This window comes from Methylobacterium nonmethylotrophicum, assembly GCF_004745635.1.
In the GTDB taxonomy this organism is placed as follows: domain Bacteria; phylum Pseudomonadota; class Alphaproteobacteria; order Rhizobiales; family Beijerinckiaceae; genus Methylobacterium; species Methylobacterium nonmethylotrophicum.
In genome coordinates this window covers 38,230-62,381 of sequence record NZ_SRLB01000024.1, presented here as the reverse complement: position 1 = coordinate 62,381, position 24,152 = coordinate 38,230, and the positions used below count along the sequence as shown (strand labels likewise).

Below are 24,152 nucleotides of genomic sequence, written 5' to 3'. Positions count from 1 at the left end.
GGGTTGTGTTCAGATCGGAGCGAACCGCCGCTCCCGACCGAGGCCGTGTGAAAACCCGGAGCCCGCAGAAGGATCTCCCCCACACGCATCCTCGGCCGCGCCGCTTCGGGCATCCTGCCGTCCTTTCGGCTGCCTTCCAGGATGCTCAAATGGCGGAAGCGTGGAAGAATGTTCTACAATCTCGTGGCGCGCGCGAGTTTCACACAGCCTGGACCCGCAGCAGTCATTCGGTGGGAGCGGATCGAACGTCCGGATGGGGCGGGAAGCGATGAATGGTCTGCGGCGATCAGAAAAACGGCAGCGGACCGGGAAAGGAGCCAATCGGCACAAGGTGTGTCAGGAGCCCGGAGCCCGGTTGCCACTGATGCAGCAGCATGGCCGGAGGTTCTATGAAACTGCCGGGCTCAGCGTTGGCACCTAGCCGTAACGCGATAGCCGTCGTAGTGCTGGGCGCTGTCATCAGTAATGTGCCGCCAAAACGCCTCTGCATGAAGCGATGAATATGACCGCACAGGATGCGTTCGACGGCGGGGTAGCGCAGGATAATTTGCTCCAATCTTTCGCCATGCAGGCAGCGATAGGTGTCAATATAGGAAATGCCGCTCAGGACGGGCGGCTGATGCATCATGACGATGGTCGGGCGTTCGGGCTCCTCCGCAAGGCTTGTCTCCAGCCAGTCGCAGGCAGCATCATCCATCTCGCCATGGTGGGCTCCGGGAACCGTCACGTCGAGACCCAGGATGCGTACTGCCCCGAGATCGCCGACGGCGAAGTGAAGGGGGCCCGAGGCCGCTGGGATCGCATGGTGGGGCAAGCGAACCCTGAAGATTTCTCGGTCGTCGTGATTGCCAGGAATAATGAGGAGCGGTTGACGGATCTTGTCCAAGATCACTGCTGCATTTTCATATTCAGCTTCTGTTCCATGGTCTACGATATCGCCGCTGACGAGAACGATATCGGGCTGCGGGTCGAGATTATTCAAGTGACGGATGGCAGACTCGAACATAGAATTCGAGTCAACTAGACCATGATACAGCTTGCCGCGATCTCGCAAATGCGGATCCGAAAAATGAGCGATCAGCATTTAGATCTCCGAAAAAATACTGGCAACTTAGGTTGCTGCCTTCGTCTGTGCATCTCGGCAAGGACTACAACGGATCGTGAGTGACGGCTCGGCGTCTGCTGACTCGATGTCGGCTTGTATCGAGATACTGCCACTCGGCATCCGTCCGGGGAACAGCCGCTTCCCACCCCATCCGGACACTCACGCGATCGCGGATGATGCCTGGTCGGATAATCAGCGATGACAAGGCGCGAAAGCGGTTCAGCGCCGCTGGCGCATTCGAAGCCGTCCACGTATCAAGGTGTAGGAGCTTTTGCAGCGTTCGTCATACCTCGGTAGCCCGATGTCCAAGCTGGCGAGCATCGCCTTTGCCGCGCTGCTGGCCTGCACCGTCACCCCCGCGGTCAGCCAGCAGCTCACGTATTCCTGGCCGGCGAATGTCGGGCCATTGAACCCCCACCTTTACGCGCCCAACCAGATGTTCGCCCAGGCCAGCGTCTACGAGCCGCTGGTCAAGTACCAGGTCGACGGCACGATGGCGCCCTGGCTCGCGACAGCCTGGACGATCTCGGAGGATGGACGCACCTACGACTTTACCCTCCGCCCTGATGTCAGCTTCAGTGACGGCACGCCGTTCAACGCCGCAGCGGTGAAGGCCAACTTCGACGCGATCCTAGCCAACCGATCCCGCCATGATTGGCTCGACCTCACCCGGCAGATTGCCCGAACCGAAGTGATTGGGCCCCTCGCCTTTCGCCTCGTGCTCAAGGCACCGCACGCCCCTACCCTAAAAGAACTCTCGCTGCCGCGACCGTTCCGTTTCGTCTCGCCTGCCGCCATGCGGGAGGGTGGCACCACGGCCGGCGGGATCAGGGAGCCATCGGGCACGGGTCCCTGGCGCCTCGTCGAGACGCGGCTTGGGATCTCCGACACGTTCGCGGCCAACCCGACCTACTGGGGTGGGAAGCCGGCGTTCGAGCGCCTCGTCGTCAAGGTGATCCCAGACCCCAACACCCGCGCCATCGCCCTGCAAACCGGCGAGGTCGACTTGGTCCACGGTGCAGCCGGGCAGATCCCCTCGGAAGCCTTCCTACGCCTGCGCGATCAGACGCCGGCCTTCTCCGCAGCGGTTTCAACCCCGCTCGCGACCCGTGTCCTCGCGCTCAACTCCGCGCGCTTCCCGACCGATGACCGGGCGGTGCGGCTCGCGATCAACCAGGCCGTCGACAAGGACACCCTGGTGCGCACGGTGCTCGATGGCCTCGAGCCTCGGGCCGACTTCCTGTTCGCACCCACCGTGCCCGACGCCGATGTCGGGCTCGCTCCCCATGGCTTCGACCGGGCGGCGGCGGACCGTCTCCTCACCGAGGCGGGGTGGGTGCGGGGGGCCGACGGGATACGGGGGAAGGGCGGCCGTCCGCTCAGCGTCGAACTCGACTTCATCAGCACGAACGCTCAGCAGAAGGCGATCGCCGAAGTGATCCAGGCCGATCTCGCCCGGGTCGGCATCGCTGTGCGCCTCGTCGGTGAGGAGGAGAGTTCGATCCTCGGCCGCCAGAAGGATGGCCGCTTCGGGATGATCTTCGGCGAGACCTGGGGACCACCCTACGATCCCGCCTCTTTCGTGAGCGCGATGAGGGCGCCGTCGCACGCCGATTATCAAGCCCAGAGGGGCCTCCCCGACAAAGCAGAGATCGACGGCGCCATCACGGCGGCGCTCTCCGCCACGGACCCGACCGAGCGCAAGCGCCTCTACGCCCGGATCCTGACCGCCCTGCACGAAGCGGCGGTCTACCTGCCGATCTCCCACGCAGTGGCGATCGAGGTCCACCGCTCGACGATCACCGGCGTCAGCTTCGGGGCCACGCTGAACGAGATCCCATTCGCCGCGATGCGACCGGCTGCGCCAGGAGCGGGCCGCTGATGCTGCGTTTCGCGCTGGCGCGTCTCGTGCTGATCCCGCCGATGCTGCTCGGGGTCTCGCTCCTCGTCTTCGTGGTTTTGCGGCTCGGGCCTGGCGACCCGGCTCTCGACTACCTACGCCTGTCGCAGGTGCCGCCGACCGACGCCGCGCTCGCCGACGCCAGGGCGATGCTCGGCCTCGACCGTCCTTTTGCAGTCCAGTACCTCGACTGGCTGTGGCGAGCGCTCCAGGGCGATTTCGGCCTGTCCTACGCCACCCGCCGGCCGGTGCTGCCGGATCTCCTTGGCTACCTCCCCGCCACTCTCGAACTCGCCGGCACGGCGCTGGCGGTGAGCCTCCTCGTCAGCCTGCCGCTCGGCGCCTGGGCCGCCCGGCATCGCGGCGGCTGGCAGGACCGGCTGGTGCGCGGCATCGCGGTGCTCGGCGTCTCGCTGCCGAACTTCTGGGTCGCGTTCCTGCTCGTCGTCGCCTTCTCGGTGACCCTGGGCTGGCTGCCGCCGATGGGCCGCGGCGGGGCCCTCCACCTCGTCATGCCGGCGCTCGCCATCTGCCTGATGTCGCTCTCGGTCAACGCCCGGCTCCTGCGGGCGAGCATGCTGGAGGCGGCTGGCGGCCGCCACGTGCTCTATGCGCGACTGCGCGGCCTGTCCGAGCCGGCGGTGGCGCGCCGACACGTCTTCCGCAACGCGCTGGTGCCCGTTGTCACCGCGACCGGCATGCATGTCGGCGAGCTGCTCGGCGGCGCGCTCGTCGTCGAGACAATCTTCTCCTGGCCGGGGGTCGGCCGCTACGCGGTCTCGGCGATCTACGACCGCGACTATCCAGTGATCCAGTGCTTCACCCTGGTGATGACGGTGGTGTTCGTGCTGTGCAACCTTGCGGTTGACCTCGCCTACGCGTGGCTCGACCCACGCATTCGCCTCGGGGACGCCGCCGCATGATCCCCACCGCTCGGCCCGTCCGATCCGGCTCCGTCGCCGCCGCGGGGATCCTGGCCGCCGGCTTCGTGCTGCTGGCGCTCGTCGGGCCCCTCGTCGTGCCGCACGACCCGCTGGCGGTCGATCTCGCCCACCGCTTCGAAGCGCCGAACCTCGTCCACCTCCTCGGCACCGACCATCTCGGCCGCGACATCCTCTCGCGGCTGATCGCAGGAGCGCGCACGACCCTCGGCTCGGTGCTCGTCGTCCTCGCCCTGGTGCTCGTCCTCGGGCTGTCGGTCGGAGGGCTCGCCGGCATGGTCGGCGGCCGGCTCGACGCGGTGCTGATGCGGCTCTGCGACGTCTTCCTCACCATCCCGACCTTCGTGCTCGCCCTGTTCATGATCGGCGCGCTCGGGACCGGCCTCGTCAACGTCGTCGTGGCGATCGTGCTCTCGCACTGGGCCTGGTACGCGCGCATCGTGCGCGGTCTCGTCCTGGAACTGAAGACCCGCGACTACGTGCTGGCAGCGCGGATCGCCGGTGCGCCGCCACTCGCGATCTTCGCCGAGCACGTGCTGCCGGGCGTGGTGCCGCCGCTCGCCGCGCTCGCGACCCTCGATATCGGCCACATGGCCCTGCACGTCGCCGGCCTCTCCTTCCTCGGCCTCGGCGTGCAGCCGCCGACGCCGGAATGGGGCGTGATGATCAACGACGCGCGCGCCTTCTTCTGGACCCGACCGCTCCTCGTCGTCTGGCCGGGCCTCGCGATCGCGCTGGCGGTGCTTGGCTTCAACCGCCTCGGTGACGCCCTGCGGGACCGCCTCGACCCGGCGCTCGTCGCGGGACGCGGCCTGTGAGCGCGAGGGTTCTTCGTGCCGAGGGCCTGTCCGTCGAAAGCTGGCGCGACACACGCGCCGGCCGCGAGGCGGTGCTACTCGTCCGCGACGTCAGCCTGGAGATGCGCGTGGGCGAGGTCCTGGCCCTCGTCGGGGCGAGCGGGTCCGGCAAGTCGCTGGCCTGCGCCGCCCTTCTCGACGTGCTGCCGCCGGGTACCCGACGCCGGGGAGGCCGGGTCCTCCTCGACGGGGCCGAGACCGAGCCTGCCCCCTTGCGCGGCCGGGTGGTCGCCAGCGTGCTCCAGGCGCCGCGCACCGCCTTCAATCCCTTGCGCACCATCGCCGACCATGCCGGCGAGACCCTGGCGGTGGCGGGATCGCGCGGCAGGGTCGGACGTGCCGCGATCGGCCGGGCCCTGGCGGATGTCGGGCTCGGCGACGATCCGCGCGTGCCCGGCCTCTACCCGTTCCAGATGTCGGGCGGCATGCTGCAGCGGGCGATGATTGCGCTGGCGCTCCTCTCCGGCGCTCCGTTCCTGGTGGCCGACGAGCCGACCACCGACCTCGACCTCGTCGCGCAAGGACGCATCCTCGACCTGCTGGCAAGCCTCGTGCGCGAGCGGGGCTTGGGGCTCCTGATCGTGACGCACGATCTCGGCGTCGTCGCCCGCCTCGCCGATCGGGTGGCGGTGATGGAGGCGGGGCGGATCGTCGAGGCCGGCCCCGCTGCCGCGCTTTTCGCCGATCCCCGCGAGCCGACGACGCGGGCCCTCCTCGCTGCCCACCGGGCGCTGCACGAGGTCCCGGCATGACGGCCCTGCTCGCGGCGCGCGGCCTCGGCAAGGCCTATCCCGGCGCGGGCTGGCGGCGGGGGGCGTCCCGCACGGTTCTGACCGGGATCGATCTCACGATCTCCGACGGCGAGTGCGTCGCCCTAATCGGCCGCAGCGGCTCGGGCAAGAGTACGCTCGCCCGGCTGCTGATGGGGCTCGAGGCGGCCGATGTCGGCGCGGTGCTGTTTCGTGACAGGCCTCTCGCCGGCCTCGACCGTGGCGGGCTCCGCGCCTTCCGTGCCGCCGTGCAGATGGTGCTGCAGGATCCGCTCTCGGCGGTGAACCCGCGCCACGCGGTCGGGCGGATCCTCGCCGAGCCGCTGCGCCACCTGACCGATCTTCCGGTTACTGCGCGCACCGGGCGCGTCGGCGAGCTTCTCGAACTGGTCGGCCTCGATCCCGAGGCGGCGGGCCGATTGCCGGGCCAGCTCTCCGGCGGCCAGGTGCAGCGGATCGGGCTCGCCCGGGCACTGGCCACCCGGCCCGCCCTCGTCGTCCTCGACGAGGCAGTCTCGAACCTCGACGCGCCGCGCCAAGTCGACATTCTCGACCGCCTCGCGACCCTGCGGCGCGAACGGGGGACCGCCTTTCTCCTCATCACCCATGACGTTCGCCTGGCGCGCCGCTTCGCGGACCGTGTCGTGGTGCTGAGCGAGGGCCGGATCGTCGATACCTCGCCGTGCCGGCCCAGCCTCGCGCTGTCGCATCCAGCTGCGCGCGAGCTGATCGATGCCGTGCTGCCGGTCTCTCCTGGGGATGCGAGCTGATGCAGCGGATCACCGTCACACTGGACCCCGACCTCGTCGCGGAGGTCGACCGGACCGTCGAGCAGCGCGGCTATGCCGGCCGCTCGGAGGCAATGCGCGACCTCCTGCGCCGCGGCCTCGCCGAGACGCGCCGTCAGTGCGACCCCGACCTGTCCTGCGTCGCGACCTTCACCTTCGTGGCCGAGGCCGGCGTGCGCGATCTGGGGCAGCGCCTGGCCGAGGTGCAGCAGCGGCGGCACGACCTGGTGATCGCTCAAGTCCAGGTTCCCCTCGACCACGACGCCAGCCTCCATACGCTCCTCGTCCGCGGCCGGGTGCGCGACATCCTCGCCTTCGCCGACGAGGTCGCGACCCAGCGCGGCGTTCGCCACGACAGTCTCTCGATCATTCCGGCGCGGATCGAGGTCGGCGACCATTGCCACGGGCCGGATCCGCACCCCCACGAACACATCCGGACGTGAACCATGGCTGCAGCTCCACCCGCCCACGCCCGCCCGCTCACGTGGGCGCTCATTCTCTCGGCTGTCCTGCCGATCAACGACACGCGGGCGCAGGACACCATCGCGCTCGACGAGATCGAGGTGCAGGGCAGCCGGCCGACGGCGCCCGTGCCCACCACGACGGCCGCTGGTACGATCGGCTTGATCGGTCCGACCCCTGGCTTTCGCGGCGACCGTGCCGTCAGCAGCACGAAGACCGACACGCCTCAACGTGATGTGCCACAGGTCGTCACCGTCGCGCCGCGTGAGGTCATCACCGACATCGCCGCCACCCGCGTCGACCGCGCCTTCAACTACCTGCCGGGGGTGACGCAGCAGAACAACTTCGGCGGCCTGAGCATCTTCAGCTACGCCATCCGCGGCGTCACCACCTCGGAGATCTACCAGAACGGCTTCCCGCTCAATCGCGGCACGCCCCCGCCGCCCGATGCGCAGAACATCGAGCGTATCGAGGTTCTGAAGGGACCGGGTGCCGGCCTGTTCGGACGTAGCGACCCGGGCGGCCTCATCAATATCATCACCAAGCAACCTACCGCCCAACGCTTCGTCGAGTTCGGTAACCAGGTCGACTCGTATGGTCTGGCTCGGGGCACCATCGACGCGGGCGGGCCTCTCACCGAGGACGGCACGGTTCTCTACCGCTTCAACTTCGCGGCGCAGGGTGCTGGCAGCTTCCGCGATTTCGTCGACAGCGATCGGCTGCTCGTCGCCCCAGTCGTGAGCTGGCAGGTCACGCCCGACACGCGGATCACGGTCGAGGCCGACATCCAGCGCAACCGGATCATCTTCGATCGCGGTGTCATCGCGATCAACAAGCAGCTCGGCTTCCTGCCGATCTCGCGCTTCCTCGGCGAGCCGGGGCAGAGCACCTATCAGTCGTCCGATACGCTGCAGGTCCGGATCGACCACCGCTTTAACGCCGACTGGCAGATGCGGCTCGCCACCCACTTCAGCACCGGTACCCTGGAAGGCGAGTCGGCGGAGATCCGCGCCATCGCGGCCGACAACCGCACCGTTTCACGCGACCGCAACGTCCGCGACTACCGTTGGGACGTGGCGATCGGCCAAGCCGAGGTGGTCGGGCGCTTCGACACCGCCGGGCTCGGCCACACCCTGCTCCTCGGCTTCGAGCGCGAGAGCACCGACAGCCGCACGCTCTACCTGCGCTCGAACTTCCGCACCAACCCCTACGCGATCGACATCTACGATCCGCGCTACGGCCAAGCGCTGCCGCCGCTCACCATCCCGCGCAACAACCTCGAGCGGGTAACGAACACTGCGCTCTACGCCCAGGATCAGATCGTGCTCTCGCCGGAGTGGAAGGCACTCGTCGGCGTGCGGTTCGACTTCTTCGAGGACTCATTCAGGGAGCGCATCCCGCGCAGCCAAGCCGACCAGACCCGAGCGGCGGCCTCGCCACGGGCCGGCCTGGTCTACCAGCCGCTGCCGGAGCTTGCGCTCTACACCAACGTCGGCACCAGCTTCCGGCCGAACATCGGCCCAGACGCAGCCGCCGTGTCGCCCGGCAAGCCGGTCGAGCCCGAGACCGGACTCGGCTACGAAATTGGCGCGAAGCTCGACCTGTTCGGCGGGGCGCTCGGACTGACGGCAGCCGCCTTCCGGGTCGAGCGGCAGAACGTGCTCACGCCCGACCCCAACAATAGCGGCTTCTCGATCGCGGCGGGCGGTGTGCGCAGCCAGGGCTTCGAGTTTACCGCCGCTGGCCAGCTCTCGCCGGAGCTGAAGATCCTGGCCGGCTACGTCTTCGCCGACGCCATGGTGACGAAGGACAACGTGCTGCCGGTCGGCGCCCCGTTGGTCAACGTGCCGCGCCACAGCGGCAGCCTGCTCGCGGTTTACGAGGCGCAAGGCGGGGAGTGGAAGGGGTTCGGGATCGGCGGCGGTGTGCGCGCTGTCGGTGCACGTGCGGGCGACGCCGCCGGCACCGGCTTCACGCTGCCCGCGTACATCGCGGTGGACGCGCTCGCCTACTACCGCTGGGAGAACATCCGCTTCTCTCTGAATATCGAGAACGTGTTTGACACCACTTACTACGAGAGTTCGCTGAACGTATTTCGAGTTTATCCCGGATCTCCACGCCGATTTACTGGTGCTGTATCAGTTAGATTCTAATATTGCGCCTTGAGTAGTCCATAAACAGGCTGATACGGAAGCAATATAGGAGCTGTATCTATTTGTATTGATCCTCGAACGTGTCCGCTGAGCAAATTCGGAATGAGGACAATTGGTTAGGCCAAGGACGGCGACCAAACGAGGCAGCGAGTGCGTTTGCAGCGCGCTCGACACCTATCCATGCATCAGACGCACCGCCTTGATCAGTCCGTTAGGTCCTGCTTCATCGGACCGGCTCCAGCTCAGGTCCACATGAGCGGCATCCCAAATCGGACCGCGTCGTTGGTGGACGTCACAGATCCATCTTAACCGGTCATGCGTCCGTGGCATGTCCGCATGGGTATACCCTAACGGTCTTTAGGCGTCGCTTCGGGCCGCTTTCGAACCATTACGGACTTTAATCAACTGTTGGCTGATGCGAGCGAGCGAACGCTTTGGATGATGCCCGCATGGTCGAATGGCTTGTCGTGGAACACACCACGGGTCGGAATGCTCGACAGATCCGGCTTCACCGCACCCGTCAGGATAAGCTCAATTGGCGGCCAGCGATCTCGGATCAGGGCGGCTAGCTTCAGCCCCATCACCGATCCGCGCACATCCAGGTCCGCCATCACCACGCGGATGTCCGTGCGCTCCTCAAGGATACGGATCGCCTTGGCGGTCGTCGTTGCCTCGACAACGTCACAGTCGGCATCCTCGATCAGGTCCGACAGGGTCATCATCAGGATCGGGTCGTCTTCAATCAGAAGTACGATCGGTCGGCGCTCGTCGCGCTGCGTCGTCATGGGCTCCCCTCGTGAGAACCCGTCACCGCCCGGATCACGACGCTACCATTTCTGAGCTAGGCGCTCGAAATTCAGCACCGAAGCCCAACTGGTTATAACTCAGCCGAGTGTCACGGGTTCCCACCAGCCCAAGCTGAATCAACCGCGTTCCGAAACCACGGCGCGTTGGCGCTTGCGCTGGCGGACCACCATGCTCCTGCCAGGTCAGCACGGCCGTTCGATCGTCGTCATCCTCGACCCACCAGGCAACATTGACCATCCCCGCTTCTGTCGAGAGCGCGCCGTACTTTACGGCGTTCGTGGTCAGCTCGTGCAGCAGCATCGAGAGCGACAGTGTCGCCTGAGGGGCCAGCGAGAGGTTGGGGCCATTGATCTGGAAGCGCTCCAGGGGCGCTTGCACGGCCAGCACACGGTCGACGACGGCGCGCATCGGCGCGGCTGTCCAGCTGTCCTGCAAGAGCACATCGTGCGCCTGCGATAGGGCTACCAGCCGCTGCGTGAAAGCCTGGACGGGGGCCTGGTCCGGCACGCTGCGTAGCGTCTGGCTGGCGATACCCTGCACCATCGACAGGGTGTTCTTGAGCCGGTGCGACAGCTCGCCGTTCAGCAGTACTTGCTGCGCCTCCGCCTGCACACGCGCCACAGCGACCTGGATCCGATCCGCCACGGCCCGCACAAAGGCCAATTCCTCGGCTGAGAGGGCGTGAGGTCGATCGGAGTGGATGAAGCCAATCCCGACGAGGCGCCCGCGCTCCATCACGGGCACGTTGATCAGCGTCCGCACACCGATCGCGAGCAGCATCACCGCGCTCTTCTGAGTGCGCGGGTCGCGCTCTACATCACCGATCAGGACGGCTGCGCCGCGCCGTAGGTCCTCAATGTATGAGCCGTAGTCGCGGAAGTCGTGCAGACCCGCGACTGAGGAAACCCCCGGTGCGCACCAATCGGATGGGATCTCTACCGTCTCGCGTGCGACATCGACCAAGCCATAACCGGCACGTGTTGCACCGAGTACCCGCGCGACGATCCCGGCCGCTGCGTGTACGATGGTAGGCACCGTGCCAAGGTCGCGCAACTGATCGCCCATCTCGACCAATGCTGCCTGCCGCGCCTCGGCGGTTCGACGGGCGGTCACGTCGCTCGCCGCCCCGAACCACTCCGCGATCTCGCCATGCTCCTCGAAGAGAGGAACGGCGCGTGAGAGCATCCAGCCAAAGCTTCCATCGGCCCGCCGCACCCGATGCTCAAGCTCGAACGTGCCCTTGCGCCGGATCGCATCCTCGATCGCTGCCATCACCTCCGGGCGGTCGGCGGGATCGATGTAGAGGTCGAGCCAGTGCACGCTTGGCACTACCGTGTCGGCGAGGAAGCCACGTCCGTCGAGCTGGCGCATTTCCTGCCAGTCGGGGCTCATTCGGTAGACGGACTGTGCGCCCGCAGTCACGAGCGCCCTCAATCGGCTCTCGCTCGCGGTCAGCGCGGCCTGGGCAGCGCGTCGCTCCTCAATATCGAGCAGGACGCCAGGGAAGCTCAGCGGTGTACCATCCTCCGCCCTGTCAACCCGACCGTTGGCCTCGATCCAGTAGTAGCGCCCGTCCGTTCGGCGCACCCGGTACTGATGAGCGTAGGCACCGCCCCGCAAAATAGCGGTGGTGATGGCGGCCGATAACCCAAGCTTGTCGTCGGGATGCACGGTGGCGACGATCTGAGCGAGCGGGATGCCTTCACGTCCGAGGGCTGGATCAAGCCCGAAGGTCTGGGCAAAGGCTTCGTCGATGGTGAAGCGGTCTGAGGGAATGTCCCAATTCCAGGTGCCAATGATCGCCCCGGCCGCCAGCGCCAGCTGGACGCGCTGGACGTTCTGCCGAGCCAGTGCCTCGCTGGCGTGTAGGGCGTCCTGCACCTTGCGGCGCTCGGTGACGTCCCGGACGGTACCGAACATGCCGACGACGGTCCCATGCTCGTCGCGGGTGAAGCTCGCCCGACGTGCGATCCAACGCAGCTCGCCGTCGTCCGCACGGTGGATGCGGTACTCGACATCGAGCGTTGCGCTGCCATCCTCGCGGCTCGCGTCGCTGGAGCGCACGCTGGCGTCCTCGGGCAGCACCAGCGCCTCGAAGATCGCGGCCGAGTAGACGGGAGCGACTGGCACGCCGTAGAGGCGACAGAACTCGGCCGAAACCTGCATCATGTCGGAAGCGACGATCAGCTCGAACGTGCCGACGCCCCCAGCTTCTTGGGCGGAGCGCGAGCGTTGGTCGCTGATGCGGAGGGAGACGTTCTGCGCCTCGCTCACCGCGGCGCGCGCGAGCGCGGAGGCTTGTGCTTCCCCCTTCTCGATAGCTTCGGCCCTGTCGCGGACCATCGATCGTCGCGCCTCAAGCAGGAGGACAACCTGGCGGCCCAGGGCGCGCAGGTCGTCCCCCTGTTCCGGGGTCAGCCCCGCGGGCCGGGCAACGGTATCAATGACACACAGCGAGCCGACGAACGCGCCGTTCGTCAGGCGCAACGGTGCTCCGGCGTAGAAGCGAATATGCGGCTCCCCCGTGACAAGGGGGTTTGGTGCCGTACGCGGGTCAGCGGTGAGATCCGGAATGACGAGCAGATCGGGCTCGGAGAGTGCGAACTTGCAGACCGAGCGCTCAAGGTCGGTTTCGCAGCGCGGGAAGCCGACATTGGCCTTGAACCACTGTCGATCGGCGGCAACGAGGCTGACAAGAGCGACGGGCGCCACACAGAGGCGAGAAGCGAGGCGCACAACATCATCGAAGCCCTGCTCGGTCGGGGTGTCGAGCACCGCCAAAGCATCGAGAGCCGCGAGTCGGGCCAGATTGGCAAGGGAATGGCTAGTGGGGTCGATTTGCGTCACAGCAGCTCACACGCACGGCGAGCCCTTCGCACCCGTCTGCATCCCGCTTGTAACGGCGACGTTCGGCTTTGCCACCCGGTTTCGGTTACCTGCGATTTGGGGAGTCGTGAGGCGCGGACCGCGCCCCCCTCACGCTGCCGCTGGTGCGGTGAACGCGGCATAGGACGCAAGCACGCGCCGCGGGTCGAGGGAGGCGAGCCAGTTGAGGGCCGTCAGTGCCTTGGCGAGCTGCCCTTCATCGTTCTCGGCCGCGTTGAGCGCGGCGTCGAGGGCTGCGCCTCACGGGCCAACGTGGAGGCGGGAGACTGCGCGCAGGGATCGTAGGCGAGCGCGGCGCTCGCATGGGTCGAGGCCGGAGGCGAATGGACCCCGGCGGTCAAGGGATGAGATTAGCATTGTGCGTTGCACCATGTCCGCAGGGGCATGCTCATGCGGACAAAACGCGATGCGGCGAGTGGCTACTGATCCAGTTGGGATGGTTCACCTGTTGCCGGTTCAGTTTGGCCGGTCTGGTAGGTGTCCCCAGGCCGCTCTGAGGCGGGTTCACCAGGGGTATGCCCAAATCGAACCAGACGGTCCGTCTGCAACGGGTGGGGAACGGACCCTAACTCGCGGCCCGAGAACGGACGTTCAGCCTGTAACGCATGCTAATCGCCCGGATCGCCGTCGGCGCCTCCTCGAAGCAAGTGTTCGTCAACACTCCGGCAACTTGGACTCCCCTTGAGGCGCGGTCATCGACACGATCAACAAGGGCTTTCCCGCACAGATGCCGGCGGAACCCTGACGAGAGGCAGGTCAGATCCCGGCATACCAAGCGTAGCCCTGGTCCTCCCAGTAACCGCCCTTGCCCTCGCCGATATGGGCGAAGCTCTCGACCACCTCGATGCGCATCACGTACTTTGCCTGCTTGTATCCGAGGCTTCGCTCAACGCGTAGGCGTAATGGCGCGCCGTTCGATACAGGAAGGGCCTCTCCGTTCATGTTGTAGGCGAGGATGGTTTGAGGATGGAACGCGTCGACCAGATCAATGCTCTCGTAGAACCGAACCGGCGTTCCGCCGCTTACCGCGGTGCCAACCGTCGCCTGTTGACCGCCGTAATCCTTCCTGTTCTCGTCGCCGCCCGACTGCTTGGTCATGCTCGGGTTAGCGTTGCCGGCAGGGACCTCGTCGGTCTCCTCATCGTCTCCCCCGCCTTCGAGCGGGTTACCCTGGTCCATAGTGTCGGCGCAGTGAAACACCACGTAGCGCGCCTGCGGCTTGAGCCGGGCGCGATTGAGCAGTTCGGCGAGTGGCACCCCGGTCCATTTGCCGATGGCGCTCCAGCCCTCGACGCAATCGTGCCGCGTGATCTGGGTTCGGGCCGGGAGCTTGCGGAGGTCGGCCAAAGACAGCTTGAAGGGCTCCTCCACGTGGCCGCCGACCTCCAAGTGGTACTTGGCGAACTTGCCCTTCGCCAGGGCCTTGTAGTCCTTGTCCGGCGGGTCCTCGGTCCCGTTCGGCTTGAACCATGGCGAGATGTCGGCCTCGGCGTATTCCGGTGCCAACGTCACCTCGCCCAGGAGCAGGCGCTGGACGAACATGTTGGCGTCCTCGCCGGTCTTCAGCGTGCGTCGGAACCACTCGGCGTTGCCGAGGCGGTCGCAGCCCACGAGCATGGCCGCCGCGGCCGTGGCGGAAGCTCCGAGCAGGAGGGACCGACGATTGGGCGAGCCCTTCATGACCGGGGGTCCCCTTCGATGGAGGCGGCTGGCTCGACCTTGCGCTCGATCACGAACCAGCCGGTGAGCATGCCGCGCATGTTGTTCCAGAAGCCCGACAGCAGGACCAGGGCGACGTGCACGACCACGAACAGGACGAGCAGGGCCGCCACGACGAAGTGGACCGTGCGGGCCGACTGGCGTCCGTCGAACAGCGTCAGCAGGAAGGGGAAGGCGGCGTCCATGGCCGGTGACATCGCCAAGCCCGCCAGCACCTGCACCGGCAGGAGCACGAACAGGACGATGGCGTAGGTCAGCTTCTGGATGACATTGTAGCGCTTGGCCTCGTCGCCTTGCGGAAAGCGCAGGGTCAGATGTTCCCAAATCGACGCACCGAAACGCTGGATCTGGTCACGCTGCGGGACGACACGGAAGCGCAATTGCCCGCTGAGCAGGCCGTAGATCAGGTAGAGGGCGCCGTTCAGGACGAAGGCCCAGGCGAAGAAGAAGTGCCAGCTGCGACCGCCGGTGAGGTCCTGGTCGCTCGGCAGCGTCGCCCAGGCCGGGAAGCCGCGGTCGGCCGGCTCGCCGTCGGCGCCGGTTGAGGAGCCGAGATAGCCGGTGGTGTCGAAGGTCCGCCCTAGGACCATCGTCGTGCCCTTCGGCGGCTCGTCCTCGGTTGCGGACATCGCCAGCAACGGCGTGTCAAAGGTCGAGACCTTGCCCCAGTACAGGGCTGGGTGGGCGTTGAAGATCTGCAGGCCGCTCATAAGCAGCACGAGGAGGCACAGCGCGTTCACCCAGTGGGTGACCCGGATAACGACGGGATGGCGGAACATCCAGCGTCGGCGCTCGACCTCGCCAAGATCGGGGGCAGAGCGCGTCAGGTAGGTGCGTGGCACGATGTCGGCGTATCCTGGGGACCTCGGGGCGCGGCGACCGGCCCGAGGGCCGAGCCGCCGCGTTCGGATGACCGCCTACATGCGGTTCATCATGCGCTGCTTCATCATCCGGCGCTTCATCATCTTCTTCCGCATCATGCGCTTCTTCATCATCATGCGCTCGCTGCTGGTCATCCGGACCTGGGTGACGGTCGGGGAGCCGGCCTGGAGACCGTTCGGGCCCATCGGGCCAGCGGAAGCGGCGCCGGCTCCGAAAGCGAGGCTGCCGAGGACCGAGGCGGCGAAGGCAAGGGTGGTGATCTTCATTCAACGTCTCCTGTACGGGGATGGGATCCCCTTTCGCACAGGGAGTGAAGAGATCAACCGACCTCCAAGTTCCTGATATTGCGAATAAAAACCTAACTCCGATGACGTTGGAACGCAACAGATCGGACGCCGAGGCAAGACCTCGCGCCGCGCCCGGACCGGGCGTACGCCGACCTGTACGGAGGCGTGCCGAGAAAAGTTTCAGGCCGAACCGGGAAATTCACCGCCGGTCGCTCCACCGCGGAGTCGACGCGATGAGGTGACGCCAAGGAGGTCTCGCGTCCAGACAGCTCGAAGCGGGCTGGCAGCCTACCGTCTAGCCCGATCGTACGTCTGTATCCACCATCTGCCATGAAGCGGACGTTCCGAGGGTCGGCAGCGGGTCGGAAGCCGCGATCAGGACCAGTTCGTTAAAAGTGCACCCATAGCGAACCGGCGGTGCCGGTCTTCATCCGCATGCCCAAAACAGACTTCTGTTGATGGGCCTTGCGCCTCTCGTCCCTTTGATGACCCGACTGGGAGCCAAACGTCGAGCGTCGTGCGACAAGGTAGGCTTAACCTTACAGCGTGATAGGCTCCCCACGCTACGTGAGACCCGCCCAGCTGGGGAGCAGGAATGCCGATCCGGCCGGAGCACCGCTTCTTCTATCCCATCGACTGGCCCCAGCTCTCCGACGCGATCCGCTTCCGTCGGGCGCGGGGGCGGTGCGAGGAATGCGCCCGTCCGCACCTGCAGCGGGTCTTCCACCTCGGCGACGGCCGGTGGTGGGATGCCGAGATCTCGGGCTGGCGCGACGGCCAGGGCCGCCGGCTCCGGCAGCGCCTGCGCGACGAGGATCTGCTTGCCCGGGTTCGCGTCACGAAGGTGGTGCTGGCGGCAGCCCACCGCGACCACGACACCGCCAACAATGAGGACGCCAACCTGGCGGCGTTCTGCCAGCGCTGCCACATACTGCACGACCGCGATGAGCATCAGCGCCGCCGCTGGCGCACCGTGTTTCGGCGCAAGGCGATGGGCGACCTGTTCCAGGGACCGTATCCAGCAACGTAATTCCGATGAGGCCAGGGGGCACCCTCGGAAGTCCCCGTGGAGGACATCACCACTCGACCCGGCAGCAGACGCCCCAAGGCTATGGCTTGCGCTTCCCGTGGTGCTCCGGCACCAGTGGAATACGGTCGTGCCGCACAACACCGGCGCAAGTGGTGGAGCACCTTGGGGATGATGCGTCTGGGGCGACGGCCGGAGATCGCAGAGACAAACCTCGCGGTCCTGATCGCACAGGTCGCTCGCCGCGATGAGGCAGCCCTGCGCGTGCTCTACGAGCGCACGGCCCCGAAACTTTTCGCCCTGACCCTGCGTATCGTCCGCGACCGGGCCATGGCCGAGGACGTGCTGCAGGATGCCTATCTGCGGATCTGGCAGAGCGCGGCGGGCTACGCCCCGGAAGCGGGACAGCCGATGGCTTGGCTCGTGGCGATCGCGCGCCACCGCGCCATCGACCTGATGCGCCGGAAGGGTGAAGTGCCGATGCCGGTGACCGGGGACGACGAGGAGGACTGGCTGTCCCGCATTGCCGATCCGCGGGACAGCGAGGCCGCGTTCCTGAACCGCGACGCGCTGCTTTCCTGCCTCGGGCGCCTCGAGCCGGCGCAGCGCGACTGCGTGGTCATGGCTTATTGCGAGGGCCTGTCGCGCGAGGAACTGGCCCTGCGCTACGACCGGCCGGTCAACACCGTGAAGACCTGGCTGCATCGCGGGCTCGCGGCGCTGCGGGACTGCCTGGATGCCGCCGCATGAGCACGCCCGACGAGACCGACCTGCGCGCCGCCGAATACGTGCTCGGTACCCTGAACGCCGACGAGCGCGAGGCTTACCGGCGCGAGCGCGCCGGTTCCCCGGCGCTCGCCGCCGCCGAGCGCGCTTGGGAGGCCCGCCTCGCCCCCCTGGCCGGGGCCGTGCCCGAGGTGGCGCCGCCGCCAGACGCCTGGGACCACATCGCCGCCCGGCTGCCGGCCGACTCGCCCCGGCCTGCGGCTCCCGTCGATCTGCGCCCTGCGCTCCGGCGCTGGCGCCGCACTGCTCTCGCGGCAGGGGCGCTGGCCGCGGGCCTCGCCCTGTTCATCGCCGTGGAGCGCCTGGCGCCGCGGCCCGACGCGGCGCGCTATCTCGCCGTGGTGAACCGGGGCGGCGAGCTGCCGGCCCTTGTGGTGCGGGTCGATCCGGGGGCCGGCACCGTAGAGGTCCGGGCGCTCGCCGCCGAGGTGCCCCGCGACCGCAGCCTCGAACTTTGGGTCGTGCCGGCCTCCGGTACGCCGCGCTCGCTCGGCCTCGTTCGCGATGAGGCCGGTACGCGGCTGTCCCTGCCAGCCAGGGACCGCGCGCTCCTCGACGGTGCGAGCCTGGCTGTCACCCTGGAGCCACCGGGCGGCTCGCCCTCGGGCGCCCCGACAGGGCCGGCGGTCTACAGCGGCCGCTTGGTACGCGAGTAGGCGGGACGAAATAGATCGCGGCGGCGCGAAAAAATCGCGCTCGGTTGAAACCTTCCCGTTCAGCGCTCCGTACCGGCCCTCGACCCCGACAAGAGCGGGGCCGGTACGAGAGACGGAACCAACCCCATGACGATCCGGAACCATGCCCGCATCCTGATCTTCGCCCTGGCGCTGGCGACGGCCGGCGGTGCCGCGCAGGCCAAGAACCCGATGGTGGGCGGCGCGCCGATGTATGCCTCGAAGTCGATCGTCGAGAACGCGGTCAACTCGAAGGACCACACCACCCTGGTCGCTGCCGTGAAGGCCGCTGGCCTCGTCGACACCCTGGCCGGCCCCGGCCCGTTCACGGTGTTCGCCCCCACCAACGCCGCCTTCGCCAAACTGCCGGCCGGCACGGTCGAGTCCCTGGTCCAGCCGCAGAACAAGCCCACGCTGACCAAGATCCTGACCTACCACGTCGTGCCCGGCACCTACACGGCCAAGGACCTGATGGGGCTGGTCAAGCAGGGCGGCGGCCAGGCCGAGCTGAAGACCGCCGCGGGCGGGACCCTGACGGTGATGCAGAAGGGCAAGCGGCTGTTCGTGGCCGACGACAAGGGCAACACCGCCCGGGTGACGATCGGCAACGTGATGCAGTCGAACGGCGTCATCCATGTCATCGACACAGTGATGATGCCCTGATCCTGGCGGGCAATCGCCTGACAACGAGAGTGCCAAGCCCTTCGACCCGGAAGAGAATGACCTAGCCTAACCGGCGGTACCGGGTGAAGAACACGAAGAACCTCCGCCAGCCTAGGGGCTTGGCGGGGTATGTCGTGTCCACACGACGGGGAGCTGATACGCGACGCTGCTCCCGGGCAGGATGGCGGGGTGTGGTTACCATCCTCCCAAGGAGGCCGCTGGATCGCCTGTTCCGTTACAGGCCCATTAGGGCATTGTCCGATATACTGACATGACTCCATGCCAATAGTAGATTGGCAGCTGATCCAGCAATATATTAAGATCCCGCCGCGAGAACGACGGGATCAAATTGCAAAAATAAAAATTGCCTTCAGAAGATATTTGGCGACTAGAACGTGCCAAACTTGTAGTTCAGACCTGCGCGAACGAGATCGCCATCATTGCGAACTCGAGCGCTGTAATTACCTGGCCCTCCGTTGACACCGGGAATGGCGAAGCGTTCGCCGCCAAGGTTGTAGTGCAGGTACTCGACCTTCAGCGTCACCGCGCTCGAGCGGAAAAAGTTGAAGAACGAGTCGGTAGGCAGCGCGTACTCAACGCCGCCGCCGTAGGCGTAGCCGGTCTGGATATCGTTCTGCCGCCCATCGAAGAACGGGATCGTGCCGTTCGGAGCGAAGAAGGTCACGCGGTTGTTGACTCCGCCATAGGCGAAGCCGCCCGTGCCATAGACCATGAAGCGGTCGAAGGCGTAGCCGACGCGTCCGCGGACGGTGCCGAGGAAGTCGAGGCCGCCTTGGTAGGTGTTGACCCGTGTGGTGGCGACTGCGCCAGGCGTGACGAGTGGGCCGAAGTTCGTGGTGTTGCTCAGCGTACGGATACGGTCGAGGTCGGTGTAGGCGGCGTCCGCCTCGATACCGATTACGAAGCCTGAGCCCGGCGTGAACTGGTAGTTGTAGCCGATCTGGCCGCCGCCGGTGAACCCGTCATTGCGCACGCGAGCTGCGGTCGGGCGCAGGCCAACGGCGAGCGCGGCATTATTGTTGGCGAGGTCGCCGGTTGTGCGATCGAAGCGTGTGTCGCTGTCGAAGACGTAGCCAGCGTTGATGCCGAAGTAGGCGCCGGTCCAGGTGAATACCGGGGCTACCGGGGTAAACACCGGAGGTGCGGCGCGACGGGGGAGGTCAGCAGCCAGGGCCGCGCCGGAGGTGGCGATGGTCGCACTGGCCAGAAGAAGCTTCTTCAACATCGGTACCACCTGAGTTCGGGCTGATCCCACCGCCGGCCTGAACCGTGGCTTCGAGCATAACGCTGAGCTTAATCGCAATGGTCCAATCTTTTGGACCAAAAACAGGCCGTGCGTGACCCTTTGATTCTAGGTGTGGCCTCAGAGACGCACTTCGGTTCTCGTCTGGTCGACTGCCTGCAGGTTCGCTGCGATATCAGCAGCGAACCTCCGTTCCGGTCGTGATGCAGCCAGCAGCTACATGCCGGGTAGGGCTGCGATGTCGCGCACCGTCCCGGTGGTACCGGCGATCTTGGTCAGCATGGTCGCTTTGCCGGTGGCAAGGTCGACGGCGTGCAGCGTGTCGCCCGACATCAGCCAGCCCTGGCTCTTGCCGGCGGCATCGGTGGTGATGTCGAAGGCCGCAACCTCCGCGGTAACGCCGAGCATGCCCACCGTGTTGAGGATGCCGTCGTTCGGTGGTGCCTGGCGCAGGAGCGCGCCTGAAGCGTCGATGTCGAACAGCGTCGTCTCCTTTGCACCCTTCATCGAGTTGGTGTAGGCGCCAGCCACGACCTTGGGCGTCTTGCCCTTCATCGTGTCGTTCTCCGCGAACTTCAGCGATCCGTCCTTCACGACCTTGCCGTCGTCGACGTTGGCGCGCAGGCTGGTGCCGTCCGAGCCGATCACCCGCAGCCTGTCGGCGACCGGGTTGAAGTCGACAGTCGCCGCCACGCCTGTCGGCAGCATGGTCTCGAGCTTCGACTTGGTCGTCGCCTTGCCGGACGCGGTGTCGACGGTTAGCACCGTGCCATCGGCGGCGAGCGCGTAGAGCATGCCATCGGCAGGGCGCACGTCGATGCCGATGATCCGACCCGGCGCGCCCGTGACCTTCACCGTCTTTGTCACTTTTTTGGCGGCCACGTCGACCATGGCGAGCGTGTCGTCGCCGACGAGGGCCGCGACGGTCTGGGCCTGGGCGCCGCCCACGAAGGCGACCGAGGCGAAGAGCGCGGACGCGAGGATGACTCGTTTCATGGGTGTCTCCCGTTCCCGCCGGGATCAGAACCGGCGGCGCGGGTACACGACGGCTGAGCCGGTGGATGCACGGAACACGAAAAAAATTCGATCCTGCATCCAGAGGCGGTCGGGCCGTGTACCCTGGGCATGGATACGGTCAGGATGGATCACGGGTGCACGGCGTATCGAACACGGCGCGGGCCGCGCTGTCGGTCGAGGAGACCTTGCGCCATGTGGCCGGCGGGGACCGCGGCGCCTTGCGCGCACTCTATGAAGCGGAAGCGCCGCGCATGCTCGGCGTAGCCCTGCGCATCCTGCGCCGTCGCGCGCTGGCCGAAGAGGCTGTGCAGGACGCCTTTGTCCAAGTTTGGCGGAATGCGGGGTCATTCGACCCCGCTCGGGGTACGGGTCGCGCCTTCCTCTACGCTGTCCTGCGCTACCGCGCCCTCAACATCCTGCGCGGCGAAGCCCGCACCGATCTTACGGACGAACTCGACTATGACGTCGCGAGTGAGGAGGAGGGACCGGAAGCGGTGGTGGCCCGCCTCTCCGAAGCCAGGGCGTTGCGGCGCTGCCTCGACGGGCTCGAACCGCATCGCCGCAATGCTATCGTGCTCGCCTACGCGCACGGCCTTAGCCACGGCGAGCTTGCCGGCCGACTTGGTCTGCCGCTCGGGACCGTGAAGTCGTGGCTGCGCCGATCGCTCCTCGCCCTCCGGGAGTGCATGTCGTGACGCCAGCTGAGCGCGACGCGCTGGCCGCCGAGTACGCGCTCGGCCTTCTCGAAGGGGCTGAGGCCACCCAGGCTGCTCACCTCGCGAAGACGGACACGGACTTTGCCGCGAGCGTCGAGGCTTGGCGCGCGCGCCTGGCTGAGATCGACGAGACGGCGACTGCCGTGCCAGCCGGGGACGCACTCTGGCACCGGATTGAGGAGCGTCTTGGCAGTGAGGTACATGTCGTTGGTCCCAGCCCTGGGCTTACCGAGCGCTTGCTCGCCGTTTGGAACAGCCTCGGCTTCTGGCGCGGCGCCGGTCTCGCTGCGGGCGCCGCGTGTCTGGCCTTGGCTGCTGGCCTAGCAGTGCTCGCAGCACGGCAGCCCGCGCCCGCACTGGTGGCCGCGCTTCTCACCGACGACAATCGGGTCGCGGCGATCGTCAACATTGGTGCCGATGGACGAGCGAACCTCATTCCTTTGGCCGCTCTACCAGTGCCGAGCGACCGGGTGCTCGAAGTGTGGACGCTATGGGACCGGGCTCGAGGGCCGGTCTCGGTGGGGCTCTCGCAGCGAGCGCAACGCCTGGACCTGAAGGTCGAAGACTTGCCGAGGGCGGTGCCCGATCAGCTGTTCGAAATCACGCTGGAGCCGGTAGGTGGCTCTCCTACCGGGCGGCCGACAGGGCAGATCCTGATGAAAGGATTGACCGCCCGGGCGCTATGATCGGTAGCGTGGACGAAGTTCGCTTCGCCACGCAGGCGGCGATGGAGGCTTCAGGTACCGTTTAGGAATCGTTCCCTGTTCGACTTCGAACATTTGGTGTGATGTGCTGCGTTTGCCGGGTCGTTCCCCTGCCTCTCATGTTCGGAAAAATTGTGCTAAATAAAATCGGGCTGGGGGGCAGCTAGGAGCCATCATGAGCGCTGCCAATCCGCTGTCCGATGCCCTGCCGCTGGTAGCGGCTTTGGCTGAGGAGCTTGCATTTGCACTGACCAGTGATCTCCTGGCTGAGCAGTATCGCCAGCCAAGCCGAGCCCTCGATCAGCTATCCGCCGCCAAGACGTTCCTGGAACAGCATAACCATCCTGTTGGTTCGCACGCGCAGGAGGCGGTAGAAATCGCGATCGCCCAAGGCGGACTGCCGACAAAGTAGCGTCGGGAGTGTCTCCTCGCTGTATCGTCCGTAGGGCTATACCGTAGCGAACAGCGCTGCGGCCGTCCGAAACTGTGTCCACTAGGGTTGATTTTAACCAACGGACAAGCCTTTATGCGGACGTCACTTCAACAGACGCTTTCGCCGCATGTCCCAGGTCATCCTCTACGCCCGCGTGAGCACCACGGAGCAGACCGCCGCTCACCAGCGCACACAGGCCGAGGCCGCGGGCTTCGCGATTGATGCGGTCGTGGCGGACGAGGGCGTGAGCGGCGTCAGCACCCGGATTGCCGATCGGCCGCAGGGCCGGCGCCTGTTCGACATGCTCCGGCGCGGTGACGTGCTCGTGGTCCGGTGGGTCGATCGGCTCGGCCGCGACTACCAAGACGTGACCGACACCATTCGGGAGCTGATGCGCCGCGGTGTGATCGTCCGCACGGTCATCAACGGGCTGGTATTCGACGGTGCTACCAAGGACCCGATGCAACAGGCTGTGCGTGATGCGCTCATCGCATTCATGAGTGCCACGGCACAGGCGCAGACCGAAGCGACCAAGGAAGCGCAGCGAGCCGGCATCGCCCACGCAAAAGCCCGGGATGACGCGTACCGAGGCCGGAAACCCTCCTACAGCCGCGCTCAGCTCGACATTGTGCGCGCTCAGCTAGTCCAGGGCGTAGGCGTCTCTGCCATCGCCAGGGATACTGGTTTGAGCCGTGGCGCGATCTATCGCATTCAGGAGGATCCGGCTGACGCTGAGGCTGCGCTCGCCCGGTGGGGCGTGCGATAGGTCGCGCTGGCAATCCGTGATTTTCAACCAAAAAAAGGGTAGGGGGACCCATGGCAGGGAGTACACCCGGGGGCCTCGTCCGAGACACTTGCTGGGACAGTGTCGTGGGTAAATCCTTCGGGGTCTGGACCCAACATCTCATTCGACAAAACTCTGCGGACTGCAAGCCCCGTCCTGCTCGCCATCTTACCTGTTCATCGAGAAGTCGCCACAGCGTCACGTTATGCGCCGAGCGAACTCGTGTGAGTGGATACGGTGTATGAGGTTGTGTTCAGAGTTGAGCGCCTTGAGTGCTTTTCCTATCACTACGCCGTCTCCGCCATGAAGGTAATTGAGAAAAGAATGAGAGTAAATTACTGCCAGTATCCCGTGTGTGCCGGAGTGTTGATCGTTCTCTTGCACATCGCCGTGCAACGCGAAATCGACCACGAGAAGCCCGGGAGGCGCCTCGCTGCTTGGCGGTGTTTCTGGCGAGTCGGGAAGATCTGTTATCGTGGGGTCCGCGATAGATATATCGGTTCGTGCGTCGGCCGTCGAATGCGATG

Annotated in this window: 23 protein-coding genes; 15 read left to right on the top strand and 8 right to left on the bottom strand. The window is 66.3% G+C overall.

What is annotated here, in order from left to right; genetic code table 11:
- Positions 1-286: 286 nt before the first annotated feature.
- A complete protein-coding gene (locus EU555_RS26135) occupies positions 287-1,084 on the bottom strand; it encodes a phosphodiesterase (RefSeq protein ID WP_135418312.1) in 798 nt (265 codons plus the stop codon).
- A gap of 322 nt (positions 1,085-1,406) precedes the next feature.
- Here EU555_RS26135 and nikA point away from each other — a divergent pair, with 322 nt between their 5' ends.
- From nikA to EU555_RS26100, 7 genes are read left to right on the top strand one after another with little or no spacing between them, the layout of a single operon-like run.
- Entirely contained in the window at positions 1,407-2,987 is a 1,581-nt protein-coding gene (gene nikA, locus EU555_RS26130; RefSeq protein ID WP_135418310.1) for a nickel ABC transporter substrate-binding protein, read from the top strand.
- Complete coding sequence (gene nikB / locus EU555_RS26125) at positions 2,987-3,928, top strand: nickel ABC transporter permease subunit NikB (protein ID WP_135418308.1); 942 nt, start codon at positions 2,987-2,989, stop codon at positions 3,926-3,928. Before nikA ends, nikB begins: the two co-directional genes overlap by 1 nt.
- Positions 3,925-4,764, top strand: a complete 840-nt coding sequence (nikC, locus tag EU555_RS26120) for a nickel ABC transporter permease subunit NikC (protein ID WP_135418306.1) — start codon at positions 3,925-3,927, stop codon at positions 4,762-4,764. The genes nikB and nikC overlap by 4 nt, the downstream gene beginning before the upstream one ends.
- On the top strand, positions 4,761-5,555 hold the full coding sequence (locus tag EU555_RS26115) for an ATP-binding cassette domain-containing protein (RefSeq protein WP_135418304.1): 795 nt from the start codon (positions 4,761-4,763) through the stop codon (positions 5,553-5,555). The genes nikC and EU555_RS26115 overlap by 4 nt, the downstream gene beginning before the upstream one ends.
- Positions 5,552-6,343: an ATP-binding cassette domain-containing protein gene (locus EU555_RS26110; protein ID WP_135418302.1), complete on the top strand. Its 792-nt coding sequence runs from the start codon at positions 5,552-5,554 to the stop codon at positions 6,341-6,343. The genes EU555_RS26115 and EU555_RS26110 overlap by 4 nt, the downstream gene beginning before the upstream one ends.
- Entirely contained in the window at positions 6,343-6,804 is a 462-nt protein-coding gene (gene nikR, locus EU555_RS26105; RefSeq protein WP_135418300.1) for a nickel-responsive transcriptional regulator NikR, read from the top strand. Before EU555_RS26110 ends, nikR begins: the two co-directional genes overlap by 1 nt.
- A 3-nt stretch (positions 6,805-6,807) precedes the next feature.
- Positions 6,808-8,976, top strand: a complete 2,169-nt coding sequence (locus EU555_RS26100) for a TonB-dependent siderophore receptor (RefSeq protein ID WP_135418298.1) — start codon at positions 6,808-6,810, stop codon at positions 8,974-8,976.
- A 401-nt stretch (positions 8,977-9,377) separates the two neighbouring features.
- Here EU555_RS26100 and EU555_RS26095 read toward each other — a convergent pair whose 3' ends face one another.
- From EU555_RS26095 to EU555_RS26075, 5 genes are all read right to left on the bottom strand, one after another.
- On the bottom strand, positions 9,378-9,761 hold the full coding sequence (locus EU555_RS26095; RefSeq protein ID WP_135418296.1) for a response regulator: 384 nt from the start codon (positions 9,759-9,761) through the stop codon (positions 9,378-9,380).
- A 34-nt stretch (positions 9,762-9,795) separates the two neighbouring features.
- Positions 9,796-12,558, bottom strand: a complete 2,763-nt coding sequence (locus EU555_RS26090) for a PAS domain-containing protein (protein ID WP_167858666.1) — start codon at positions 12,556-12,558, stop codon at positions 9,796-9,798.
- Between the two features lie 867 nt (positions 12,559-13,425).
- A complete protein-coding gene (locus tag EU555_RS26085; protein WP_135418293.1) occupies positions 13,426-14,349 on the bottom strand; it encodes a molybdopterin-dependent oxidoreductase in 924 nt (307 codons plus the stop codon).
- A complete protein-coding gene (locus EU555_RS26080; RefSeq protein ID WP_245524501.1) occupies positions 14,346-15,230 on the bottom strand; it encodes a cytochrome b/b6 domain-containing protein in 885 nt (294 codons plus the stop codon). Before EU555_RS26080 ends, EU555_RS26085 begins: the two co-directional genes overlap by 4 nt.
- 75 nt (positions 15,231-15,305) lie before the next feature.
- Complete coding sequence (locus EU555_RS26075) at positions 15,306-15,536, bottom strand: hypothetical protein (RefSeq protein ID WP_135418291.1); 231 nt, start codon at positions 15,534-15,536, stop codon at positions 15,306-15,308.
- Between the two features lie 616 nt (positions 15,537-16,152).
- Here EU555_RS26075 and EU555_RS26070 point away from each other — a divergent pair.
- The 4 genes from EU555_RS26070 to EU555_RS26055 all read left to right on the top strand — a co-directional run bounded on the left by EU555_RS26070 (position 16,153) and on the right by EU555_RS26055 (position 18,707).
- Complete coding sequence (locus EU555_RS26070) at positions 16,153-16,587, top strand: hypothetical protein (RefSeq protein ID WP_135418289.1); 435 nt, start codon at positions 16,153-16,155, stop codon at positions 16,585-16,587.
- 171 nt (positions 16,588-16,758) lie between these two features.
- A complete protein-coding gene (locus EU555_RS26065; protein WP_135418338.1) occupies positions 16,759-17,334 on the top strand; it encodes a sigma-70 family RNA polymerase sigma factor in 576 nt (191 codons plus the stop codon).
- Positions 17,331-18,026, top strand: a complete 696-nt coding sequence (locus EU555_RS26060) for an anti-sigma factor (RefSeq protein WP_135418288.1) — start codon at positions 17,331-17,333, stop codon at positions 18,024-18,026. Before EU555_RS26065 ends, EU555_RS26060 begins: the two co-directional genes overlap by 4 nt.
- Before the next feature lie 126 nt (positions 18,027-18,152).
- Positions 18,153-18,707 (top strand): fasciclin domain-containing protein, encoded by a 555-nt coding sequence (locus EU555_RS26055; protein ID WP_135418286.1) that lies wholly within the window; start codon positions 18,153-18,155, stop codon positions 18,705-18,707.
- A 388-nt stretch (positions 18,708-19,095) separates the two neighbouring features.
- Here EU555_RS26055 and EU555_RS26050 read toward each other — a convergent pair whose 3' ends face one another.
- Both EU555_RS26050 and EU555_RS26045 read right to left on the bottom strand, forming a co-directional pair.
- The gene (locus EU555_RS26050) at positions 19,096-19,953 is read right to left on the bottom strand and encodes an outer membrane protein (protein ID WP_135418284.1); all 858 of its coding nucleotides are present in this window, start codon (positions 19,951-19,953) and stop codon (positions 19,096-19,098) included.
- A 234-nt stretch (positions 19,954-20,187) separates the two neighbouring features.
- Complete coding sequence (locus tag EU555_RS26045) at positions 20,188-20,919, bottom strand: DUF4394 domain-containing protein (protein ID WP_245524500.1); 732 nt, start codon at positions 20,917-20,919, stop codon at positions 20,188-20,190.
- A 203-nt stretch (positions 20,920-21,122) separates the two neighbouring features.
- Between EU555_RS26045 and EU555_RS26040 the strand changes: the two genes are divergently transcribed.
- The 4 genes from EU555_RS26040 (at position 21,123) to EU555_RS26025 (ending at position 23,607) form a co-directional block, all read left to right on the top strand.
- On the top strand, positions 21,123-21,683 hold the full coding sequence (locus EU555_RS26040; protein ID WP_245524499.1) for a sigma-70 family RNA polymerase sigma factor: 561 nt from the start codon (positions 21,123-21,125) through the stop codon (positions 21,681-21,683).
- A complete protein-coding gene (locus EU555_RS26035) occupies positions 21,680-22,390 on the top strand; it encodes an anti-sigma factor (RefSeq protein WP_135418278.1) in 711 nt (236 codons plus the stop codon). The genes EU555_RS26040 and EU555_RS26035 overlap by 4 nt, the downstream gene beginning before the upstream one ends.
- A 193-nt stretch (positions 22,391-22,583) precedes the next feature.
- The gene (locus EU555_RS26030; RefSeq protein ID WP_135418276.1) at positions 22,584-22,820 is read left to right on the top strand and encodes a hypothetical protein; all 237 of its coding nucleotides are present in this window, start codon (positions 22,584-22,586) and stop codon (positions 22,818-22,820) included.
- A gap of 148 nt (positions 22,821-22,968) precedes the next feature.
- Positions 22,969-23,607, top strand: a complete 639-nt coding sequence (locus EU555_RS26025; protein WP_135418274.1) for a recombinase family protein — start codon at positions 22,969-22,971, stop codon at positions 23,605-23,607.
- The last annotated feature ends 545 nt before the right edge of the window (positions 23,608-24,152 follow it).

What these genes read in the sequence shown, in the direction of transcription:
- EU555_RS26135 (WP_135418312.1), bottom strand. Translation starts at nt 1,084, where the DNA reads ATGCTGATCGCTCATTTTTCGGATCCGCATTTGCGAGATCGCGGCAAG.
- EU555_RS26070 (WP_135418289.1), top strand. Translation starts at nt 16,153, where the DNA reads ATGCCGATCCGGCCGGAGCACCGCTTCTTCTATCCCATCGACTGGCCC.
- nikB (WP_135418308.1), top strand. Translation starts at nt 2,987, where the DNA reads ATGCTGCGTTTCGCGCTGGCGCGTCTCGTGCTGATCCCGCCGATGCTG.
- nikR (WP_135418300.1), top strand. Translation starts at nt 6,343, where the DNA reads ATGCAGCGGATCACCGTCACACTGGACCCCGACCTCGTCGCGGAGGTC.
- nikA (WP_135418310.1), top strand. Translation starts at nt 1,407, where the DNA reads ATGTCCAAGCTGGCGAGCATCGCCTTTGCCGCGCTGCTGGCCTGCACC.
- EU555_RS26030 (WP_135418276.1), top strand. Translation starts at nt 22,584, where the DNA reads ATGAGCGCTGCCAATCCGCTGTCCGATGCCCTGCCGCTGGTAGCGGCT.
- EU555_RS26095 (WP_135418296.1), bottom strand. Translation starts at nt 9,761, where the DNA reads ATGACGACGCAGCGCGACGAGCGCCGACCGATCGTACTTCTGATTGAA.
- EU555_RS26100 (WP_135418298.1), top strand. Translation starts at nt 6,808, where the DNA reads ATGGCTGCAGCTCCACCCGCCCACGCCCGCCCGCTCACGTGGGCGCTC.
- EU555_RS26060 (WP_135418288.1), top strand. Translation starts at nt 17,331, where the DNA reads ATGAGCACGCCCGACGAGACCGACCTGCGCGCCGCCGAATACGTGCTC.
- EU555_RS26075 (WP_135418291.1), bottom strand. Translation starts at nt 15,536, where the DNA reads ATGAAGATCACCACCCTTGCCTTCGCCGCCTCGGTCCTCGGCAGCCTC.
- EU555_RS26025 (WP_135418274.1), top strand. Translation starts at nt 22,969, where the DNA reads ATGTCCCAGGTCATCCTCTACGCCCGCGTGAGCACCACGGAGCAGACC.
- EU555_RS26085 (WP_135418293.1), bottom strand. Translation starts at nt 14,349, where the DNA reads ATGAAGGGCTCGCCCAATCGTCGGTCCCTCCTGCTCGGAGCTTCCGCC.
- nikC (WP_135418306.1), top strand. Translation starts at nt 3,925, where the DNA reads ATGATCCCCACCGCTCGGCCCGTCCGATCCGGCTCCGTCGCCGCCGCG.
- EU555_RS26050 (WP_135418284.1), bottom strand. Translation starts at nt 19,953, where the DNA reads ATGTTGAAGAAGCTTCTTCTGGCCAGTGCGACCATCGCCACCTCCGGC.
- EU555_RS26110 (WP_135418302.1), top strand. Translation starts at nt 5,552, where the DNA reads ATGACGGCCCTGCTCGCGGCGCGCGGCCTCGGCAAGGCCTATCCCGGC.
- EU555_RS26055 (WP_135418286.1), top strand. Translation starts at nt 18,153, where the DNA reads ATGACGATCCGGAACCATGCCCGCATCCTGATCTTCGCCCTGGCGCTG.
- EU555_RS26065 (WP_135418338.1), top strand. Translation starts at nt 16,759, where the DNA reads ATGCGTCTGGGGCGACGGCCGGAGATCGCAGAGACAAACCTCGCGGTC.